The following is an 18,028-nucleotide window of genomic DNA, read 5'->3' as shown; positions in this document are numbered from 1 at the left end:
CCGGCCCCGATGCCCCACAGCCCGCCCGTCCCGAGACGGGTCACTGGCGGCTGCCGCGCAGCCGGCCGAGCCGCCCCGCCACCGCCGGGTCGCGGCCGGCGAGCGCCCGCGCCACGTCCCGGAACTGGCGGCCGCGATGCAGTTGGGCGCGCCAGTCGGTGCCGGTGGCGCGGTGCGCGAGCGGCACCTCGACCTCCCGCACCCGGAACCCCTGCCGCAGCAGGTCGATGGTCAGCGCCGTCTCGACGCCGAACCCGGCGGCGAGCGGGAGCGCCGCGTCGAACGCGGCCCGGGTCAGGCAGCGCTGCCCGTTGAGCGGCGCGTCCGGCTCCCAGCCGGTGGCGCGGCGGATGCCCTCGCGGGACAGCCGCACCACGAACCCGTGCCCGCCGAGCTTCACCGTCGTGGTGAACACCGCGATCGTCATGTCGGCGTCACCGGCCCGGACGGGTTCGACGAGCGGCGCGGCCTCGCGGGCGGTCTCGGCGAGGTCGGCGTCGAGGAACAGCAGGTGGCGGGGCTGGTCGCGGCCGTCGTCGAGCAGCCGCACGGCCTCGGCGCCGGTCTCCATCGCGGCGCCCTTGCCGCGGTTGCGGCTGTGCCGCACGACCCGCGCCCCCGCCTCGCGGGCCACCCGGCCGGTCGCGTCGGCGGAGCCGTCGTCGACCACCACGACGAGGTCGGCGCCGGGAAGCTCCTGCGCGGCCTTGACCGTGGCCGCGATGCGGTCGGCTTCGTCCTTGGCCGGGATGATCACCGCTACGTCCTGCATATCCGCGATGGTAGTCCGGGACGGGCGCGCGGTGCGGGAGGGTACGGCGAACAGTTACTTGAGCGCCGACGCGGCGACCCCCGGGGTTCACCCGCGGGCCGCCGCTGGTCGCAGGATCGGATGGTCAGGCGGTCAGCCGGCGTCCAGGACGGGCGCGGCCTTCGTCACGGTGAAGACGGTGTCGAGGCCGGTGACCTGAAGGATCCGCTGAACGGCGGGGCGCGGAGCGGCGAGCTCCAGCGAGCCGCCCTGCTCCTTCAGCCGCTTCATGGCCGAAAGCAGCACGTTCATGCCCGTCGAGTCGCAGAACTCGACGCCGCTCAGGTCCACCACGATGCGGGTGACCTGCTCGCGAAGCAGCCCCGCGAGGGCCGCCTGCAGCCTGGGCGCGGTGTACAGGTCCAGCTCGCCGGTCGCTGTGACGACGGCGTGACCTCCTTGAGACGCGGTCGAGACATTTAGCTCCACGTTCGGCACACTATCTCGCGGACGGCGCATGGGCCAGGCAGTTCGCCAAGTCCCGTGTGGCGTGGGCGTTTCCGGGGCGTGTCGCCCCCTTGCCGGTCCCACACGCTTTGATAACTACATATGGTGATGTCCTGATTTCGGGCGCGACGCCGGCTCGGGCCCGGCCGCGCGATCTCCTGGTTCCCCTCTCGCCGGGGCCCGGAGTAAGAGAGGCTGAACAGGTGCAAGAGAAGGCCGATCCGAGAGAGACCCGGCTGCGCGAACGCCTGGAGACGATCCGGGCCCGCTCGGCGAAGTCGAGCTCGTGGCGGACGTCCACCCAGGTGCTGTCCCGGCTGGTGAACCGGAACGGCTTCGTCCCCGTCCGGACGCGGCTCTCCCGCGAGGACCTCGCCTTCCTCGCCGGCGCCCGGGAGGAGGTCATCGCGTTCGCCGACCTCGGCGTCCGGCTGCTCGACCTGCACCGTCCGCTGGAGTCCGGCGGCATCACCAGCGACCCCGACCGCCCCATCCGGCGCTGCCGGGCCTGCATGTCCCGCTGGCCGTGCCCCACCTTCCGCACGATCTCCGAGACCCTCGATCCCTAGACGGTGATCTCGATCCCTGGACGGTGACGGGGTCGGCGCCCCTGAGACGGCTCAGGGTCGGGGCCCGCCCGCAGTGGGGGGCGAGTAGGGGTAAGGGTCGTCCAGAAGGGTGATGCCCTTGGTGGTGCGGGGCGCATACGGTGGAGGCATGGGTAAGACGATTCTGACCATCATCGGTGTGGTGCTCGCGGTGTGGCTGGCCATGACCCTCATCGGCGCCCTCATCTCGATGCTGAAGTTCTTCTTCTTCATCGGACTCATCGCCGTCGTCGTGGTACTCGCCGTGACCGCCGTCTCCAAGATGTCCAAAAACCACTGATCAGGCAGCTCATCTCCCTTGCAGGCCGTCGCCGGTGACCGCATGATGCCGGAATAACCCGGCGGTTCATCGGCGAAGGGACATATCGTGCCCGGCCTGACAGCGGTGCTGCGCGAGCGCGCACGCTCACATCCAGATCGCGTCGCGTACATCGCGGGCGACACCGAGATCACCTTCCGTGACTTCGACCGGCGCGCCGACCGGGTCGCCAACGCGCTCGCGTCCTCGGGCGTGGGGCACGGCGACCGGGTCGCGATCCTCGACAAGAACTCCCTCGAATACGCCGAGCAGCTCTTCGGCGCGGCACGCATCGGCGCCGTCCAGGTCCCGGTGAACTACCGGCTCGCCCCCGACGAGGTCGCCTACATCGTCAACAACGCGCAGGCGAAGGTCTTCGTCGTCGGATCCGAGTTCGTCCCCGTCCTGGACGCGATCGCCGGCAAGCTCGAACACACCACCCACATCGTGGTCATCAACGGCCCGGACCATGCCCACCAAGAGCATGCCCACCAAAAGCATGCCCACCAGGACTACGCGGCCTGGATCGACGGGGCGTCCGACACCCCGCCCGACCACGAGCCCGACACGGGGGACGTGTTCGTCCAGCTCTACTCGTCCGGCACCACCGGCCTGCCCAAGGGCGTCATGCTGACGCACGACAACTTCGTCGCCGCGCTGGACGTCACCACCGACATGTGGGAGCTCGACGAGTCGTCCGTCCTGATGGTCGCGATGCCGATGTACCACGTCGCGGGCAACGTCCTCACCGTCTCCGCCGTCTACAACGGCATCACGGGCGTCATCGCGCGCGAGCCCGATCCGACTCTGATCGCCCAGACGATCGAGCGGAACCGTGTCACGCACATCTTCCTCGTCCCGGTCCTGCTGCAGTTCATGCAGCTGATCCCGGAGGTCGGCGCGTGCGACCTGTCCAGCCTGAGACTCATGCTGTACGGCGCGTCCCCGATCAGCGAGGACGTCCTGCGCGGCGCCATGCGGATGCTGCCGAACACCGAGTTCATGCAGGTGTACGGGCTGACGGAGGTCACCGGCGCGATCACGATGCTGCCCGCCGCCGACCACGACCCGGACGGCCCGAACACCCACCGGCTGCGCAGCGCCGGCGTCGCCAACGCCACCACCACCCTCAGGATCGTCGACCCGGCGACCCAGAAGGAGGTCCCCGCCGGGCAGGTCGGCGAGATCCTCTGCCGGACCCCGCAGAACATGAAGGGGTACTGGCGGATGCCGGACGCGACCGCCACCGCCCTCTCCGGCGACAACTGGTTCCGCACCGGCGACGCCGGCTACCTCGACGAGGACGGCTACCTGTTCATCCACGACCGGGTCAAGGACATGATCATCTCGGGCGGGGAGAACATCTACCCGGCGGAGATCGAGAACGTCCTGATGAGCCACCCGGACGTCGCCGACTGCGCCGTCATCGGCGTCCCGTCCGAGCGGTGGGGCGAGACCCCGAAGGCCCTGGTCGTGCTCTCCTCGGACGTCCCCGAGCAGGACATCACCGACTACTGCCGCGAGCGCCTCGCCCACTTCAAGTGCCCGAGCTCCGTCGAGCGGCGCGACGAGATCCCCCGCAACCCCACCGGCAAGATCCTCAAACGCGAGCTCCGCGCCCCGTACTGGGAGGGCGAGGACCGGGAGGTGCACTGACTTTCGGGGGCCGCCTCGGCGCCCCCCGGACGGCTCAGTCGAAGCGGATCTCGGCGGACAGGGGGCGGTGGTCGGAGGCCGCGGTGCGGGCGGTGGGGACGCTGCAGGAGGCGGCGGCCGACTTGGTGATGAAGAGGTAGTCGGTCTTGTCGATGGCGGTGCCCTGCCAGTTCTGCCGGGTCTTCGCGCCGGTGCGGGACGATCCGGACTGGTCGCATTCGGCGTAGGCGCCGTAGAGCGGGTCGAGGGCCGAGCTCTCCGGGCCGTCGGCGAAGTCGCCGCCGAGCAGGACGCGTCCGCTACCGGCGAGGGTCGCCAGGGCGCGCGCCTGCTTCTGCCGCCATTCGCCGCCCTCGGCCGGGCTGAGCTGCGTGACGCACACCCGGGTCGTCCAGGACGGGACCTCGCCGCACAGGGCGATGCGCGTCCGCCCGGCGGGCGCCGGAAGCTTGGCCTGGCGCGGCTCGGTGAGCTTGGCTTCGGTGCCGATGGCGACGCCCGCCCGGCCCTGGCCCTGCGCGCAGGCCCCGCCGTCGGAGGACGCGGCGAACGCCCACGTCCACGTGCCCATGGTCTTCTTGAACGCGCGGACGTGGCCCTCGCACACCTCCTGCAGGAGGACGGCGTTCGTCTTGACCTTGCGCCCGCCGACCTCGGTGGCGCGCATCCGCTGGACGATCTGCTTGGTGAGCTGCGCGGGCGCGGTACCGGACGGGCAGCCGGGGCCGCCGCAGACGTTCCAGGTGACCGCCTTGATCGTCACTGCCTCGGGGGGTTCGGCGGCTCCGTCGGCGTGGGCGGGGCCTCCGCCGCCTGGCAGGCCCTCGATGGTCGCGCCGGTGGCGGCCGCGGTGACGACCGCGGCGGCCGCACAGACCGAGAGCAGGGGAATCAGGGCGCGGGGGGATCGCACACGTTCTCCAGTATGGGGCTATCTGCGGGGGTGATGCCGGAATCTCACCACATCAAGATCCCGTTCCGCCACCGGTTCGCGACCATGCGGTCACTCCTGTTGTGCCGTTTTCGGGCCGTCCCCAAGGCCAAGGGGCCCGGCGGACGTTCCCGCCGGGCCCCCGCCCCGCTAGTCGAGCAGCGCGCTGACCGTGCCCGCGCCGACCGTCCGGCCGCCCTCGCGGATCGCGAAGCCGAGCCCCTCGGTCATCGCGACCGGCCTGCCCAGCTCGACGGCCATCTCGACGGTGTCGCCGGGCAGCGCCATGCCGCCCTCGCCGCCGAGGTCGATGCCGCCGACCACGTCCGTCGTGCGGAAGTGGAACTGCGGCCGGTAGCCGTGGAAGAACGGCCTGGACCGTCCGCCCTCGCCGGCCGTCAGCACCCGGACCCGCGCCCGGAACCGCAGGTGCGGCCGGATCGCGCCCGGCGCGCTGATCACCTGACCGCGCCGGACCTGGTCCCGCTTGACGCCGCGCAGCAGCATCGCCGTGTTGTCGCCGGCCTCGGCGTGGTCCATCGTCTGCCCGAACGTCTCCAGCCCCGTCGCGACGGTGCGCAGCGACTCGCCGAGCCCGACGACCTCCACCGCGTCCCCGACCCGGACCGCCCCCTGCGCCACCACGCCGGTCACGACGGTGCCGCGCCCGGTGATCGTGAGGACGCCCTCGACCGGCATGAGGAACGGCTCGTCCAGCACCCTTCGCGGGACGGGCACGTAGCGGTCGATCGCGTCGAGCAGGTCGCCTATCCGGGCCGTCCAGTACGGGTCGCCCTCCAGCGCCCGCAGCCCGGACACGCGCACGATCGGCACCTCGTCGCCGGGGAACCCGTACTCCGACAGCAGTTCCCTGACCTCCAGCTCGACGAGGTCGAGAAGCTCGGTGTCCTCGACCATGTCGGCCTTGTTCAGCGCCACCACGATGTGCCCGACGCCGACCTGCCGCGCGAGGACGATGTGCTCCCGCGTCTGCGGCATGGCCCCGTCCTGCGCGGAGACCACGAGAATCGCCCCGTCCACCTGCGCGGCGCCGGAGATCATGTTCTTCACGTAGTCGGCGTGACCTGGCATGTCGACGTGGGCGTAGTGCCTGGTCGCGGTCGCGTACTGGACGTGCGCGACGTTGATCGTGATACCGCGGTCACGCTCCTCCGGGGCGCGGTCGATGCGGTCGAACGGCACCGCGGACGCCAGCCCGCGCTCGGCGAGCACCTTCGTGATCGCCGCGGTCAGCGTCGTCTTGCCGTGGTCGACGTGCCCCATCGTCCCGATGTTGAGGTGGGGCTTGTCGCGCTCGTAAAGCTGCTTGGCCATCGGCCTCGTCCTCACTGGTGGATCCGGTGAGAACCCGTGCGCGTGCGCGCATCGCTTGACCAACCCCCCTCCGCTGGTTCTCCGAAGGGTGGGACGGAGAGGGGTCAGCTTCGCAGGCCGCCGACGACGGCAGCGTCCGCTGCGACTGCCGAGAAGGCAGCCGGCACCGCGCTCAGCGGGCTGATGCCCGCGAGCGTCCTGGTGCCGGCTGCGAAGAACATGTTCCGGACACTACGTCCGCCCTCCACCGAAGTCGACCTATTTTTCACGCACTCGCTGGACGCACGCGCAGGAGCACCAGGCCGACGGCCGCGCCCGCGAACTGGAACCCGGCGATCGCCAGCACCAGCCGGGCGGGCCCGACCGCGTCCGCGGAGGCGGCGGTCAGCGCGGCGCCGAGCGCCGACGCGCCGATCTTGAGGCTGCCCGCCGTCGTGTTGACCTGGCCGAGCCGGTCGGGCGGCGACTCGCGCTGCCGGAGCATCAGCGTCGCCGCGAACACCGGCCCCTCCGCGATCCCCGCCGCGACGAACGCCGCCGTCGCCCACGGCAGCGACGGCGCGACGGCGACGGCCGCGAGGGACGCCCCGAACGCGACCAGCCCGGCGATCATGACCGGTTCGGCGTGCCTGGGCGTCAGCCACCGGCTGGACGCCAGCGACCCGATCAGCGACCCGACGGCGAGCGCCACGAGCAGCCGCCCGCCCGCACTCGGCGGGGCCCCGATGTGCCCGGCGAGCAGCACGGCCGTGACCGCGACCCCGCCGAACCCCATCCAGGAGAGCGTCGTGGCCGCCGTCAGCGCCCGGAGCACCCGGCCTTCGACCAGCACGACCAGCCCACCGGTGATCACCGAGACCCACGCGGCGGCCCCCGCCTTGGCGGACGAGGCCATGTCCGCCCCCGCGACGCCGACCGCGCTGCCCGGCTCGTTGATCGCATCCGCGGAGCGCGTCCCCCCGGCCGGACCCGGGAAGGGGAGGAGCGGCAGTGTCAGCAGCCCGAGGACCCCGACGGCGACAACGGCGGTCCCCGCGTACTGGCCGCCGGCCAGTGCGGCCAGGCCCGCGGCCAGACCGGGGCCCGCGATGCCGGCGAGGTTGTAGCTGGACGCCTCCAGGCCATAAGCCCGCGAAAGTCGTGCGGCCGGGACGAACCGGGGCAGCAGGCTGGTCAGCGCGACGACGATCGGCTCGGTGCAGCCGATCACGACGGCGACGCACAGGGCGAGGACGAGCGGGGAGCTTCCCGCCGTCGCCAGCAGCAGGCCGGTCGCGAGGGCGTAGCAGCCGGCCAGGGCGACCGCGACGGTACGCGGTCGCCGGACCCGATCCAGCGCGTTCCCGATGATGGGCCCGCTGAGCACGTACGGCAGCGTCATGGCGGTCTGCAGGTATCCGGCGGTGGCGGCGTGCCCCGTCCGCGCCTGGACGGTCAGGACCAGCGCGGTCGCGACACCCTCGGCCGAGACCCGCAGCAGCGTCGCCGACGTCAGGTGGAGCGGCAGCGCCGCCGTCCTCGCGATCACGCTGGCATGCTGGCACACGCCTAGACTGCGAAGAGTGACGGCAGCGAAGACAGCGCACGAGCACCGGGTCACCAGCGAGGTCGGACGGCTGCGGACCGTCCTGCTGCACCGTCCCGGAGCGGAACTGAAACGCCTCACCCCGCGCAACAGCGACAAGCTGCTGTTCGACGCGATCCCGTGGGCCGGTCGCGCCCAGGAGGAGCACGACGCGTTCGCGGAGGCGCTGCGTTCCCGCGGCGTCGAGGTCCTCTACCTGACCGAGCTGCTCCAGGACGCCCTGGAGTACGAGGCGGCGCGCGACCAGGCGATCGCCGACGCCATCGTCGACCTCCGCCTCGGCGACCAGCTCCGCCGCATCGTCGAGGACTACCTGCGCGACCTCGACCCCGAGAACCTCACCCAGACCCTGATCGGCGGCCTGGCCCACGAGGAGCTCAAGTCCGGGCACGGCCTGGTCTACCGCCTCATGGACACGCTCGACTTCATCGTCGACCCCCTGCCCGGCCTGCTCTTCACCCGCGACAACAGCACCTGGATCGGCGACCGCGTCGCGGTGACGAGCCTGGCCATGGAGGCGCGGCGCCGCGAGTCGGCTCTGACCGGCCTCATCTACGCCCACCACCCGCGCTTCGCGGGCGTCGAGCCGGTGTACTCGCCGTCCCTGGAACACGTTGAGGGAGGCGACGTCCTTCTCCTGTGCCCCGGCGTGATCGCGGTCGGCACCGGTGAGCGGACGACCCCCGCCGGCGTGGAACGCCTGGCCCGCCAGGTCTTCAACGCCAATCTGGCGCACACCGTCCTGGCCGTCCCGATCGCCCAGGAACGCGCGACCATGCACCTGGACACGGTCTGCACCATGGTCGACGTCGACACCGTCGTCATGTACCCGCCGGTGGCCCACTCCCTGATGGCCCACAAGGTCACCCTCACCAACGGCGACCTCCGCGTCTCCGAACCGCGCCCCTTCCTGGAGGCGGCGGCAGAAGCCATGAACCTCGACCGGCTCAAGGTCATCGACACCGGCCTGGACCCGGTGACCGCTGAACGCGAGCAATGGGACGACGGAAACAACACCCTCGCCGTGGCCCCCCGCCTCTGCGTCGCCTACGAACGCAACATCGAGACCAACGCGCAACTGGAGGCGTCCGGCATCGAGGTCATCCGGATCAGCGGCAGCGAACTGGGCACCGGCCGGGGCGGCCCCCGCTGCATGTCCTGCCCCACCCTCCGCGACGACATCTAACCCCGGACGAGGCGCGCGCGCCTACACCAAACCGGCGGCTCAGCCACGCGACGACCGTGAGGGGAACGTCCTTAACCTGAGCTCTCGGGGACCGGGACGTTGCGATCGCGTCCGAAGGCAGGTTTCGAGCCTGCGAGAAACCTGATCGCGCAGCGAGCCGCTAGGCGAGCCGGAGCGATGCAGCGATCGCCGCGTCGCCCGTTGAAGGAAGGCGCCCCAGCGCCTGACGCTGAGGGCAAAGCAATAAATAAGAGCTCGGGCGGTGTCGACGGGGGCACGACAGCGCCCGAGCTTGGGAGGACCATACAAGGTTGGGCGGGGTTCCTTCCAGGCAGGGCCCTCTTATGCCGGATATGCCCTACTTGTGGCGGTTTCATTCCTGGATCCGCCGCACAGATCTTCGCCTGGCTCGTCCAGGAGGTCCGGGAAGTCGGCCAGATCGGGGATGACGGCGTGCATCCCGACAGGGGCGGATCTTCCGTTGGCCCCTGATGACCTGGGGGCGCGCAGCACGGCCCACACCGTGGTGGCGCCTTCCTCGTGGCGCACTCCCCAACCGTCGGCGAGGGCCTCGACGATGCCGAGCCCGCGCCCGCCGAGCGAGGACAGCGTGCCCGGGCCCCGGCGGGGTTCGGTCATGGCGCCGCCGTCGCTGACTTCGAGTTCGAGGATGTCGCCGCTGCGCAGCCAGCAGACCCGGACCTGGCCGGACGGCAGCGGCCGCGCGTGCCGCAGGGCGTTGCTGATGAGTTCGCTGACGATGACGCTCGCATCGTCCACGACCGATTCGTAGACACCCGAGTCGACCAGTTCCGAACTGAGGCGCCTGCGGGCGACCGCGACGCTGGACGGTGCGTGTGGCAGCAGTACGACGCTCGACGCCCTCACCTCCCCGTGGTTCCGCTTACTCGGACGAGTCCCGGCATCGCCCTTCCGGTACGACCGAAATGCCCTGATGGCCATACCCGGAAACCAGGACGATTCAGTTCATCACCCGCACAACGAGTCACCGGCCGTCCGGTCACGATGATCACCCCCGGAACGGAATCTCGTCACCAACGGCAACCAACAAAGGATCTATCCAGCCAACGGCGGACTTACTCCTCGCGCACTCGTTTCGTCCGTCACAGCCTGCGGTCACCGTACTTTCTCGCACCAGCCAAGGTTGCCACCCGCTGAGACCGCAGAACGCCCAGGTCACAACGGTCTCACCGGGGTGCACCGGAGGGAGTGTCGTCACGGTGAGTAACCATGGCGGGTTCACCGGCGCTCCGCAGCACGAGGCGCATGCAGGTTCCCTCGCCCGCACGCGCGCCACCTGCGGGTCCGCGGCCGTCCGAGACCTGGAGTAGGGGGTTCGGACGGTCGATGGCTCGTTCCATTTCGCCCATTTCACGGCGTGCGGAGGCTTCGTGGTAATCCCTGTGATTTCCCTCACGTTCGGCCGGATGGGCCGAGATTCTCCCGCCCTGTGCCTCCGTCAGCCGTTTGACGATGTACAGACCGAGCCCGATGCCGCCGAAGCGCCGGCGGTCGCCGGAGTCCCCCTGGACGAACCGCTCGAAGACCCGCTCGTGGTCGCCGGCCGGGATGCCGACCCCCTCGTCCACGACCGTGACGACGATGTCGGAGCCCTCGCACCGGGCGTGGACGCTGACCGTCCCGCCGTCCGGCGAGTACTTGAACGCGTTCTCCAGCAGCTGCCCGAGGACGATGTCGGTCGCCATCGCGTCCCCCCGGCAGGACGGCAGGTCGGGCGCGATCTCCAGCTCCACGCGATGCAGCGGCGACAGGGAGCGGAAACCGGCGACGACGCCTTCCAGGACCCGGGTGAGGTCGAACGTCTCGATCGTCACGGCCAGCTCGTCGGCGCCCGCCCGCGATCCGAGCAGGAGGTGCTCGACGAGGCGGCCGAGCGACTGGGCGCGTTCGGCGATGGTGGCGACGGCGGCGCGGCGGTCGGCGTCGGCCATCTCGTCCCACCTGTTGACCAGCGTGGACGCGAAGCCCTGCACGACGGTGATCGGGGTGCGCAGCTCGTGGCTGGTCGTCGCGAGGAACAGGTCTTTTGCCTCTTCGAGGGCCTTCGCCTCGGACACGTCGCGGAAGTCGACGACCAGCTCGCCGGTCTCCTCGATCTCGGCGGCCAGCACGTTCAGCCACGTCCCCGACTCCAGCCGGAACGTCAGCATCTCGCCGAGCGCGGGCATGCCGAACGGCAGCGGGCGGCCGAGCGCGTCCTCCGGCGGGATGCCGGTGAGGGTGTGCGCGGCCGGGTTCCACTGCCGGACGACGAGGTCGTGGTCGAGCACCGCGATGCCGTCCGCGCTGGAGTCGATCACAGCGCGCTCGTGCGCGCGCTGCCGGACGACCTCCGCGTACGCGACGGCGTTGCCGACCGCGACCCCGGCGTGCCCGGCGAGCAGTTCCAGCAGTTCGAGCTCGGTGTGCCCGGCCTTGCTTCCGGAGAAGAGCGCGTAGAGCGCGCCGTACGGCCGGTTCTGCAGGTAGGACAGCCCGAGCGCGATCGTGTGCAGGCCGGGCAATTCAGACCAGATCAGGTCGCCGAGGCGCTGCTCACCGGTCGCGAGCTTGACGGTCTTGCCGGACCGCAGCAGCTCCCCGACCAGGCTCGACCGCAGATCCGCGGACCGTCCGCGCATGTGCTCGGGCAGCCCGGTCATGCTGACCAGCCGCAGCCGCTCGCCCTCGATCCGCACGAACCCGCCCGCGTCGGCGCCGGTCAGCTCGATCAGCGCGGCGGTGATCCGGTCGAGGACGACGGCGAGGTCCAGCTCGGCGTTCAGGTCGGCGACGATGTCGTTCAGCCGCCGGACGAGCCGGGCCCGCTCGGCCATGTGGTGCTGGACGATCTCGTCCTCCTCGACGGGGTGGTACACGCCCACCCAGCCGAGCAGCGTCCCGTTCGGGTCCTTCAGCAGGCTCGTGTCGATGCGGACGTCGATGAGGCGGCCGTCCCGGTGGAACCGGCGGGTCGCGATCGAGATCTGCCCGCTGTCGCCCTCGCCCGCGGGCCGGGTGAGGAGCCGTTCCTGGACGGCGTTGTGCTCGGCCTTCAGCTCGTCGGGGACGATCGGCGGGACGCGCCCGACCATCTCCGCGGCGGTCCAGCCGAACATGCGCTCGGCCGCCGGGTTCCACACGGTCACGCGGTGCCGCTGGTCTACCGCCACGATCGCGTCGGCGGCGCTCTCGATGACGGCCCGCGCGATCGGATCGTGGACGTGCTGGTACACGCCTGTCATCGTGCCACCGGACTCCGGCACGCCGCCGGGTAACTTGCATCGAAAATTGCCACGTGAACCTTACCTTTTGGTAAGGCTACCGCCTGGTAATCCGCCCGATGAGCAGCGCGGCCACCCCTGCGACCAGGAAGGACAGCAGCGAGGCGCTCATCCAGCCCTGCGGGGCGAAGTGCAGCGCGTCCCGCACGTCCAGCCAGAACCCCGCCCAGCGCTCGACCGTGCCCGGGTTGATCAGCTGGTAGACGACGAACCCGACCGCCCAGGCGGCGATCATCCCCCACCGCGACGGCGCCCGCCGCGACACGTCCCACCCGTCCAGCCCCGCCGCGGCCCCGGACGTGCCGTCCGGGGCGCCCGAGCCGGCGCCGGAGGACGGGGACGGGTGATGGCGGCGGCCCAGGAAGAAGTCGGCGGCGAGGACGCCCAGCATCGGCACGAAGACCGAACCGATCAGGGTCAGGAAGCCCGCGTAGTCGCCGATGTCCAGGACCAGCGCGAGGACGGTGATGCACGCGCCGAGCAGCACGCTCAGCACCCGCCGGTCGGCGCGCGGGAACAGGTTCTGGATCGACACGGCGGTGGAGTAGGTGTCGGCGAACGACTGGTCCGCCTCCCGCAGCACGAAGATCGCGAAGAACACCACGCCGAGGGCGGCGCCGAGGAACGGGTCGAAGATCCGGGTGCTGTCGCCCGCGACCAGCGCGAGCGCCAGCAGGCCGAGGACGTAGGCGACGATCTGCGTGACCGAGTAGCCGACGGACGCCGCGCCGAACGCCGCCCGCTCCGTCCGGGAATGCCGGGTGTAGTCGGCGGCGACCGGCACCCAGGAGATCGACACCGCCAGCGCCGCGTCCGCCCCCACCCAGAAGCCGCCCCACGAGCCCTGCGCCAGGTCGGGCAGCGGCTGCCGGACGAGTTCCACATAGAAGTAGACGAGCGCGATCGCCACCGCGACCGTCACGTACCGGCGCAGCAGCCGCACCGAGCCGAGCGGCCAGATCGTCAGCACGGTCGTGAGGAGCCCGGCGGCCACCACATACCCCCACCGGGGCACGCCGTCCCACAGCTCGCGGGCGGCGTCGGCGATGACGATCAGCTCGAACGTCCCCCAGCCGACGAGCTGCGCGATGTTCAGTATCGTCGGCGCGTACGACAGCCGCGCGCCGAACAGGCCGCGCAGCAGCACCATCGCTGGCTGCCCGGTGCGCGCTCCGGGGACGGCGGCGAGGCCGAGCATCAGCCCGCCGAGGATCGTCCCGACGGCCATCGCGACGATGCCCGCCATGATGGAGATGGTCGGCTTGCCGTCGGCGTCCGGCGCGAGGACGGTGTAGGCGCCGGAGAAGGCCAGAAGGCTGACACCGAGGTTGGCCCAGAACGCGCTCTGGTCCCAGAACCCGAGAACCCTGGGGGCGGGTTCGTCGAGGGTGAAGGGGACCTCGTTGTCCGGCCGTTCGCTCCGCAGGCGCTTTTCGACATCGGACGTCACGGGACACGCTCCCTACGCCGGCATTACCCGGACAGGTTCATGCGGTCGGCGACGCCTTGGAGGCCGCCCTCTCAGCCCGGCTTGGCCCGAGCTCCCGCGGTTATCGGTCAGTCCAGATCGTACAACCGCCCGCCATCCCCCAAAAGAGGGCAAACGGTGTTAGATCAAGCGACGAACGGGGGGCCGTCGCCGGTGCTCTCCATCGGACGTCCGGCCTCCGCCCAGCCCTTCATCCCGCCGTCGACGTTCCTCGCCATCCAGCCCGCCTGGTTGAGCGCCACCGTCACCTGCGCGGACCGCGCACCGGACCGGCAGATCACGAAGACCTCCTGGTCACGGGGGACCTCGCCGGCACGATCGCCCAGCTGGCGCATGGGGATGTGGACCGCCTCGGGCGCGTGACCCGCGTCCCATTCGTCCTGCTCGCGGACGTCCAGCAAGTAGCCGTCCTGCGGGACGTCGGCCGCGACCACCGCCGGTACGTCTTCCCCGAAATTCATCACACCCCCATGGAACCGCGCGAACCCACCCTGCGTCGAATCACGCATGCGGTATCGGACGCTCCTTTTCGCAGCGCCCGGGCTGGCCTTGCTCCTGAGCCTGGCCGCCTGCGGCGATGAACAGGCCACCGGAAACCCCGCCGAAGCGCCGTCCGGCACGACGTCCGTGCAGCCCTCCGGCACTCCGGCGGACTCCCTCGCCATCTCTGTCAAGGCCTCCGCGGAGGCCCCCGCCAAGACGTGGAAGCTGACCTGCGATCCTCCAGGCGGTACCCATCCGAAGGCCGCCGACGCGTGCGCGGCCCTGGCCAAGGCCAAGGACCCCTTCAAGCCGGTCCCCAAGGAACAGATGTGCACCAACATCTACGGCGGCCCTGAGATCGCCACGGTCAAGGGCACCTGGCAGGGCAAGGACGTCGACGCCAAGTTCACCCGCGAGGACGGCTGCCAGCTCCACCGCTGGACCGAGGTCGCCCCCGTCTTCGGCAACGTCCCGAAGGTCCGCTGAACGAGCCATCCCCGTTCCGGCTCCGTTCACCGCCCCCAGGCCCCGGCACCCGCCCGGGGCCTGACTCATCTGCGGCCTCTGGAGGACCGGGGGCACCGGGCGGAGGGCCTGGTGGCGTTGCCGTCCAGTGCTGGTCTAGATCCAGCCGCCGATGCTGCGGTTCTGGGAGACCGCGGTGTCGAAGGCCAGGGGGCAGGCCAGGAGGAGGGTGCGCATCGGTTCGTGCTGCTGGGCGTACATCCGCAGGACGTAGCGGTCGGCCCCGGTGAACATCTGCGAGAGCAGCTCGCCCATGCCGTCGAAGCCGCGCTGGATGCGGGCGATCTCCTGCTGCTGCCAGTCGGTGACCCGGCCGCTCAGCAGTTCGTAGTAGCCGATCTGCTGCTCCTGCGCGGTGAGGATCTCCCAGCCTCGCATCGCCCGCTTGCGCAGGTGCCCGATGAGGCCGCCCTGAGCGGTGAGCACCTGCATCCTGGGCGTGCCCATGAACCCGTACGGCTTGTAAAAGTGGAAGTACGGCATGCCGTCGGGCCGGTAGATCGTCAGTTTCCGCTCGGCCTTGGTCTGGCTGGCCTGGTTGATGACCCGGAGCGCCTTCTTGGCGCCGCTCACGCCCTCTTCCCGGACGTGGGCGGCGGGCTGCCCCTGCGGGCTCCAGATCGTGTAGTTGGCCTCGGTCGAGAAGAACTGCGCCGGCTGGTCGTAGACGAGGATCGGCGAGCCGTAGAGATCCGCGGCCGTCTGCGGGACCTGCTGGTGTTGCGGCGGGTGACCGGCCTGGTGCTGGGGCGGGTAACCCGGCTGCTGGGGCGGATAACCGGGCTGCGGCGGATAACCGGGCTGCGGCGGGTGGCCGGGCTGGTGCGGCGGCGGATATCCGTACCCGGGCGCGTACGGCGGGGCGGGCACGCCGCCGGGGCGCGGAGCTCCGTAGCCCGGGTGCGGTGGGCCGTACCCGGGGCCGCCGGGTGGGGGTGGGGGGTATCCCATGGTGGCTCCTGAGCAAGGCGATCACCGGGGTCGTCCGCGACACGATACGCCGCCCCCCGCGCCGTCCCTGCCCGGCGGCCGGATTCAGCCGGGGCGGTTCACTTGAGCAGCCGGGACATGCGGCGGTCGGCGAGGGGCTTGCCGCCAGTCTGGCAGGTCGGGCAGTACTGCAACGCCGAATCCGCGAACGACACCTCGCGGATGGTGTCACCGCAGACCGGGCATTTCTGGCCGGCCTTCCCGTGGACGCGGAGACCGGTCTTCTTCTCGCCCTTGAGATCCTGGGCTTCGAGGCCGCGCGAGCGTTCCACCGCGTCCCGCAGCGTGGTGACGATCGCCTCGTGCAGGACGGCGACGTCCTCCGCGGTCAGCGACGCGGCGATCTTGAACGGGGACATCTTCGCGGCGTGCAGCACCTCGTCCGAGTAGGCGTTGCCGATGCCGGCGATCACCTTCTGGTCGCGCAGCAGCCCCTTGATCTGGGTGCGCTTGCCGCCCACGATCTCGCCGAGGACCTCGGGCGTGAACGCGTCGTCCAGCGGGTCGGGGCCGAGCGTGGCGACGCCGGGCACGTCCGACGGGTCGCGGACGACGTAGACCGCGAGGCCCTTCTTCGTGCCGGCCTCGGTGAGGTCGAAGCCCGACCCGTCGTCCAGGTGGACGCGGAGGGCGAGCGGATTCTTGCCTCCCGGCCGGACGGGCCTGGCCGGGATCTCGTCCCGCCAGCGCAGCCAGCCGGCGCGGGCGAGATGGATCACGAGGTGCAGCCCGTCGACGTCCAGGTCGAGGAACTTGCCGTGCCGGGCCGCGCCCGTCACGGTGAGCCCGCCGAGTGCGGTCACCGGCGGGTCGTAGGTTTTCAGCGCGGAGATGGCGAGAACATCGACACGGGCGACGGCATGGCCGACCACGCGCTCCCGCAGGAACCCCGCCAGCGCCTCCACCTCAGGTAGCTCAGGCATGCCCTCAGTATCGGCGAACCGGGCGGGGAAGTCGTCCACAGGGCTGTGGACACCTGTGGAAAACCTTGGGGAGCGTGTGACCGGGATCTCGAAATAACCCATAGGGGGTACCCGTTGCCAGAGTCGAAGCGCTATGGCACGATAAAGACCGGCAGATACCCCCTAGGGGTAAAAATGAAGGAGACTCCGATGAGCACCGCCACCTACACCGTCACCGGGATGACCTGCGGCCACTGCGTGAGCTCGGTCACCGAGGAGGTCGAGCAGATCGCGGGCGTGACCGCCGTGGACGTCGACCTCAAGACCGGCAGCGTCACCGTCACCAGCGAGGCCCCTCTCGACGACGCCCAGGTCAAGGACGCCGTCGAAGAGGCCGGATACGAACTGCAGTCATGACCGGTGTGCGCCCCCTTGCCCGGGGGCGCACCCGGACGCACATGGAGCGGAGTTGATCGGCATGAACGGCGCGACCAAGGTAGGCGCGTACGCCCTGGGCCTCGCAGTCGTCTTCGGCGGCGCCGCCGGGATCGGCAAGGCGGTCGGCCCCGTCGGCGGCACCGCGGAGACGGCGTCCCACGAGGGCGACGGCGGCGGGCACGGCGGCGGCGAAGGCGGGCAGACCAGCGCGGCGTCGTCGTCCGTCCCCGGTGGCCTCCAGGTGTCCGAGGGCGGCTACACGCTGACGCCGCACAAGACGACCCTGACCCCCGGCAAGAAGACCGACTTCCGGTTCACCATCGACGGGCCGGACGGCAAGCCCGTCACCAGGTTCCAGCTCCTGCACGGCAAGCGGCTGCACCTGATCGTCGCGCGGCGCGACCTGTCCGGCTTCCAGCACCTGCACCCAACCGAGATCGGGGGCGGCGTCTGGACCGTCCCGATAGAGCTACCGAAGCCCGGCGTGTACCGGTTCTTCACCGACATCCAGCCGGACGGTGTGGCGCGGCAGCTCACCCTCGGCACCGACGTCTTCGCCTCGGGGAACCTGCAGCGAACGCCGCTGCCGAAGCCCGAGCAGGTCGCGAAGGTGGACGGGTACGAGGTCAGGCTCACCGGCGGTCTCACTCCCGGCAAGTCCACCGAAATCACTCTCACAGTAAGCAAGGACGGCAAGCCGGTCACCGACCTGCAGCCGTACCTGGAGGCGTACGGGCACCTGGTCGCGCTGCGGCAGGGCGATCTCGCCTACCTCCACGTCCACCCGGACGGCGAGCCCGGCGACGGCAAGACCAAGCCGGGCCCCGGCGTCACGTTCTTCGTCGAGGCGCCCAGTACCGGCGCATACCGTCTGTACCTGGACTTCCAGCACGACGGCAAGGTCCGCACGGCGGAGTTCACCGTCCACGCCGGCAACGCCGGGGTTCCCGCCGAAGAGCCGGCGGACAAGCCGGCGGAGGAGCCGGGCCACGACGATCAGCCGCACACGCACTGAACGTCCCACACGATCGAGGCAGAG

General features: G+C 70.9%; 18 protein-coding genes and 1 riboswitch. Of the genes, 7 read left to right on the top strand and 11 right to left on the bottom strand.

Annotated elements, in window-relative coordinates; all coding sequences use genetic code 11:
• Window positions 1-40: 40 nt before the first annotated feature.
• Together SM418_RS25870 and SM418_RS25865 are read right to left on the bottom strand one after the other, a co-directional pair.
• A complete protein-coding gene (locus SM418_RS25870; protein WP_371943735.1) occupies window positions 41-772 on the bottom strand; it encodes a glycosyltransferase family 2 protein in 732 nt (243 codons plus the stop codon).
• Window positions 773-904: 132 nt separating this feature from the next.
• A complete protein-coding gene (locus SM418_RS25865; protein ID WP_371943736.1) occupies window positions 905-1,240 on the bottom strand; it encodes an STAS domain-containing protein in 336 nt (111 codons plus the stop codon).
• A 221-nt stretch (window positions 1,241-1,461) separates the two neighbouring features.
• Here SM418_RS25865 and SM418_RS25860 point away from each other — a divergent pair, with 221 nt between their 5' ends.
• The 3 genes from SM418_RS25860 (at window position 1,462) to SM418_RS25850 (ending at window position 3,820) form a co-directional block, all read left to right on the top strand.
• Complete coding sequence (locus SM418_RS25860) at window positions 1,462-1,827, top strand: hypothetical protein (RefSeq protein WP_371943737.1); 366 nt, start codon at window positions 1,462-1,464, stop codon at window positions 1,825-1,827.
• Between the two features lie 148 nt (window positions 1,828-1,975).
• Window positions 1,976-2,146: a hypothetical protein gene (locus tag SM418_RS25855; RefSeq protein ID WP_371943738.1), complete on the top strand. Its 171-nt coding sequence runs from the start codon at window positions 1,976-1,978 to the stop codon at window positions 2,144-2,146.
• A gap of 87 nt (window positions 2,147-2,233) precedes the next feature.
• Window positions 2,234-3,820 (top strand): long-chain-fatty-acid--CoA ligase, encoded by a 1,587-nt coding sequence (locus SM418_RS25850; protein ID WP_371943739.1) that lies wholly within the window; start codon window positions 2,234-2,236, stop codon window positions 3,818-3,820.
• Window positions 3,821-3,854: 34 nt separating this feature from the next.
• On the opposite strand, the gene SM418_RS25845 is transcribed toward SM418_RS25850, so the two are convergent.
• From SM418_RS25845 to SM418_RS25835, 3 genes are all read right to left on the bottom strand, one after another.
• Window positions 3,855-4,733: an endonuclease/exonuclease/phosphatase family protein gene (locus SM418_RS25845; protein ID WP_371943740.1), complete on the bottom strand. Its 879-nt coding sequence runs from the start codon at window positions 4,731-4,733 to the stop codon at window positions 3,855-3,857.
• 168 nt (window positions 4,734-4,901) lie between these two features.
• Window positions 4,902-6,086: an elongation factor Tu gene (gene tuf / locus SM418_RS25840; RefSeq protein ID WP_371943741.1), complete on the bottom strand. Its 1,185-nt coding sequence runs from the start codon at window positions 6,084-6,086 to the stop codon at window positions 4,902-4,904.
• Window positions 6,087-6,351: 265 nt separating this feature from the next.
• Window positions 6,352-7,614, bottom strand: a complete 1,263-nt coding sequence (locus SM418_RS25835) for an MFS transporter (RefSeq protein ID WP_371943742.1) — start codon at window positions 7,612-7,614, stop codon at window positions 6,352-6,354.
• 34 nt (window positions 7,615-7,648) lie between these two features.
• Between SM418_RS25835 and SM418_RS25830 the strand changes: the two genes are divergently transcribed.
• Window positions 7,649-8,857, top strand: a complete 1,209-nt coding sequence (locus tag SM418_RS25830; protein ID WP_371943743.1) for an arginine deiminase — start codon at window positions 7,649-7,651, stop codon at window positions 8,855-8,857.
• A 342-nt stretch (window positions 8,858-9,199) separates the two neighbouring features.
• Here SM418_RS25830 and SM418_RS25825 read toward each other — a convergent pair whose 3' ends face one another.
• The 4 genes from SM418_RS25825 to SM418_RS25810 all read right to left on the bottom strand — a co-directional run bounded on the left by SM418_RS25825 (window position 9,200) and on the right by SM418_RS25810 (window position 14,112).
• A complete protein-coding gene (locus SM418_RS25825; RefSeq protein WP_371943744.1) occupies window positions 9,200-9,745 on the bottom strand; it encodes an ATP-binding protein in 546 nt (181 codons plus the stop codon).
• 320 nt (window positions 9,746-10,065) lie between these two features.
• Window positions 10,066-12,123 carry a sensor histidine kinase gene (locus SM418_RS25820; protein ID WP_371943745.1) on the bottom strand — a complete coding sequence of 686 codons (2,058 nt, stop codon included), beginning with the start codon at window positions 12,121-12,123 and terminating at the stop codon, window positions 10,066-10,068.
• Window positions 12,124-12,199: 76 nt separating this feature from the next.
• Window positions 12,200-13,612 carry a purine-cytosine permease family protein gene (locus tag SM418_RS25815; RefSeq protein ID WP_371943746.1) on the bottom strand — a complete coding sequence of 471 codons (1,413 nt, stop codon included), beginning with the start codon at window positions 13,610-13,612 and terminating at the stop codon, window positions 12,200-12,202.
• A riboswitch (TPP riboswitch) is annotated at window positions 13,605-13,720 on the bottom strand. It overlaps the preceding gene by 8 nt.
• A gap of 56 nt (window positions 13,721-13,776) precedes the next feature.
• Complete coding sequence (locus SM418_RS25810; RefSeq protein ID WP_371943747.1) at window positions 13,777-14,112, bottom strand: rhodanese-like domain-containing protein; 336 nt, start codon at window positions 14,110-14,112, stop codon at window positions 13,777-13,779.
• Between the two features lie 46 nt (window positions 14,113-14,158).
• On the opposite strand from SM418_RS25810, the gene SM418_RS25805 reads away from it, so the two are divergent.
• Window positions 14,159-14,620: an SSI family serine proteinase inhibitor gene (locus SM418_RS25805; protein ID WP_371943748.1), complete on the top strand. Its 462-nt coding sequence runs from the start codon at window positions 14,159-14,161 to the stop codon at window positions 14,618-14,620.
• 135 nt (window positions 14,621-14,755) lie between these two features.
• Here the strand turns inward: SM418_RS25805 and SM418_RS25800 are convergent, their stop codons facing one another.
• A complete protein-coding gene (locus SM418_RS25800) occupies window positions 14,756-15,610 on the bottom strand; it encodes an LURP-one-related/scramblase family protein (RefSeq protein ID WP_371943749.1) in 855 nt (284 codons plus the stop codon).
• Between the two features lie 98 nt (window positions 15,611-15,708).
• Entirely contained in the window at window positions 15,709-16,572 is an 864-nt protein-coding gene (locus SM418_RS25795) for an Fpg/Nei family DNA glycosylase (RefSeq protein WP_371943750.1), read from the bottom strand.
• Between the two features lie 189 nt (window positions 16,573-16,761).
• On the opposite strand from SM418_RS25795, the gene SM418_RS25790 reads away from it, so the two are divergent.
• Together SM418_RS25790 and SM418_RS25785 are read left to right on the top strand one after the other, a co-directional pair.
• Window positions 16,762-16,968: a heavy-metal-associated domain-containing protein gene (locus SM418_RS25790; RefSeq protein WP_371943751.1), complete on the top strand. Its 207-nt coding sequence runs from the start codon at window positions 16,762-16,764 to the stop codon at window positions 16,966-16,968.
• Window positions 16,969-17,029: 61 nt separating this feature from the next.
• A complete protein-coding gene (locus SM418_RS25785; protein WP_371943752.1) occupies window positions 17,030-18,004 on the top strand; it encodes a DUF8832 domain-containing protein in 975 nt (324 codons plus the stop codon).
• The last annotated feature ends 24 nt before the right edge of the window (window positions 18,005-18,028 follow it).

It is taken from the genome of Actinomadura chokoriensis (assembly GCF_041463665.1).
In the GTDB taxonomy this organism is placed as follows: Bacteria; Actinomycetota; Actinomycetes; order Streptosporangiales; family Streptosporangiaceae; genus Spirillospora; species Spirillospora chokoriensis_A.
This window is presented reverse-complemented; position numbering and strand designations above follow the sequence as displayed.

What these genes read in the sequence shown, in the direction of transcription:
- SM418_RS25870 (WP_371943735.1), bottom strand. Translation starts at nt 772, where the DNA reads ATGCAGGACGTAGCGGTGATCATCCCGGCCAAGGACGAAGCCGACCGC.
- SM418_RS25855 (WP_371943738.1), top strand. Translation starts at nt 1,976, where the DNA reads ATGGGTAAGACGATTCTGACCATCATCGGTGTGGTGCTCGCGGTGTGG.
- tuf (WP_371943741.1), bottom strand. Translation starts at nt 6,086, where the DNA reads ATGGCCAAGCAGCTTTACGAGCGCGACAAGCCCCACCTCAACATCGGG.
- SM418_RS25820 (WP_371943745.1), bottom strand. Translation starts at nt 12,123, where the DNA reads ATGACAGGCGTGTACCAGCACGTCCACGATCCGATCGCGCGGGCCGTC.
- SM418_RS25810 (WP_371943747.1), bottom strand. Translation starts at nt 14,112, where the DNA reads ATGAATTTCGGGGAAGACGTACCGGCGGTGGTCGCGGCCGACGTCCCG.
- SM418_RS25805 (WP_371943748.1), top strand. Translation starts at nt 14,159, where the DNA reads ATGCGGTATCGGACGCTCCTTTTCGCAGCGCCCGGGCTGGCCTTGCTC.
- SM418_RS25800 (WP_371943749.1), bottom strand. Translation starts at nt 15,610, where the DNA reads ATGGGATACCCCCCACCCCCACCCGGCGGCCCCGGGTACGGCCCACCG.
- SM418_RS25795 (WP_371943750.1), bottom strand. Translation starts at nt 16,572, where the DNA reads ATGCCTGAGCTACCTGAGGTGGAGGCGCTGGCGGGGTTCCTGCGGGAG.
- SM418_RS25790 (WP_371943751.1), top strand. Translation starts at nt 16,762, where the DNA reads ATGAGCACCGCCACCTACACCGTCACCGGGATGACCTGCGGCCACTGC.
- SM418_RS25785 (WP_371943752.1), top strand. Translation starts at nt 17,030, where the DNA reads ATGAACGGCGCGACCAAGGTAGGCGCGTACGCCCTGGGCCTCGCAGTC.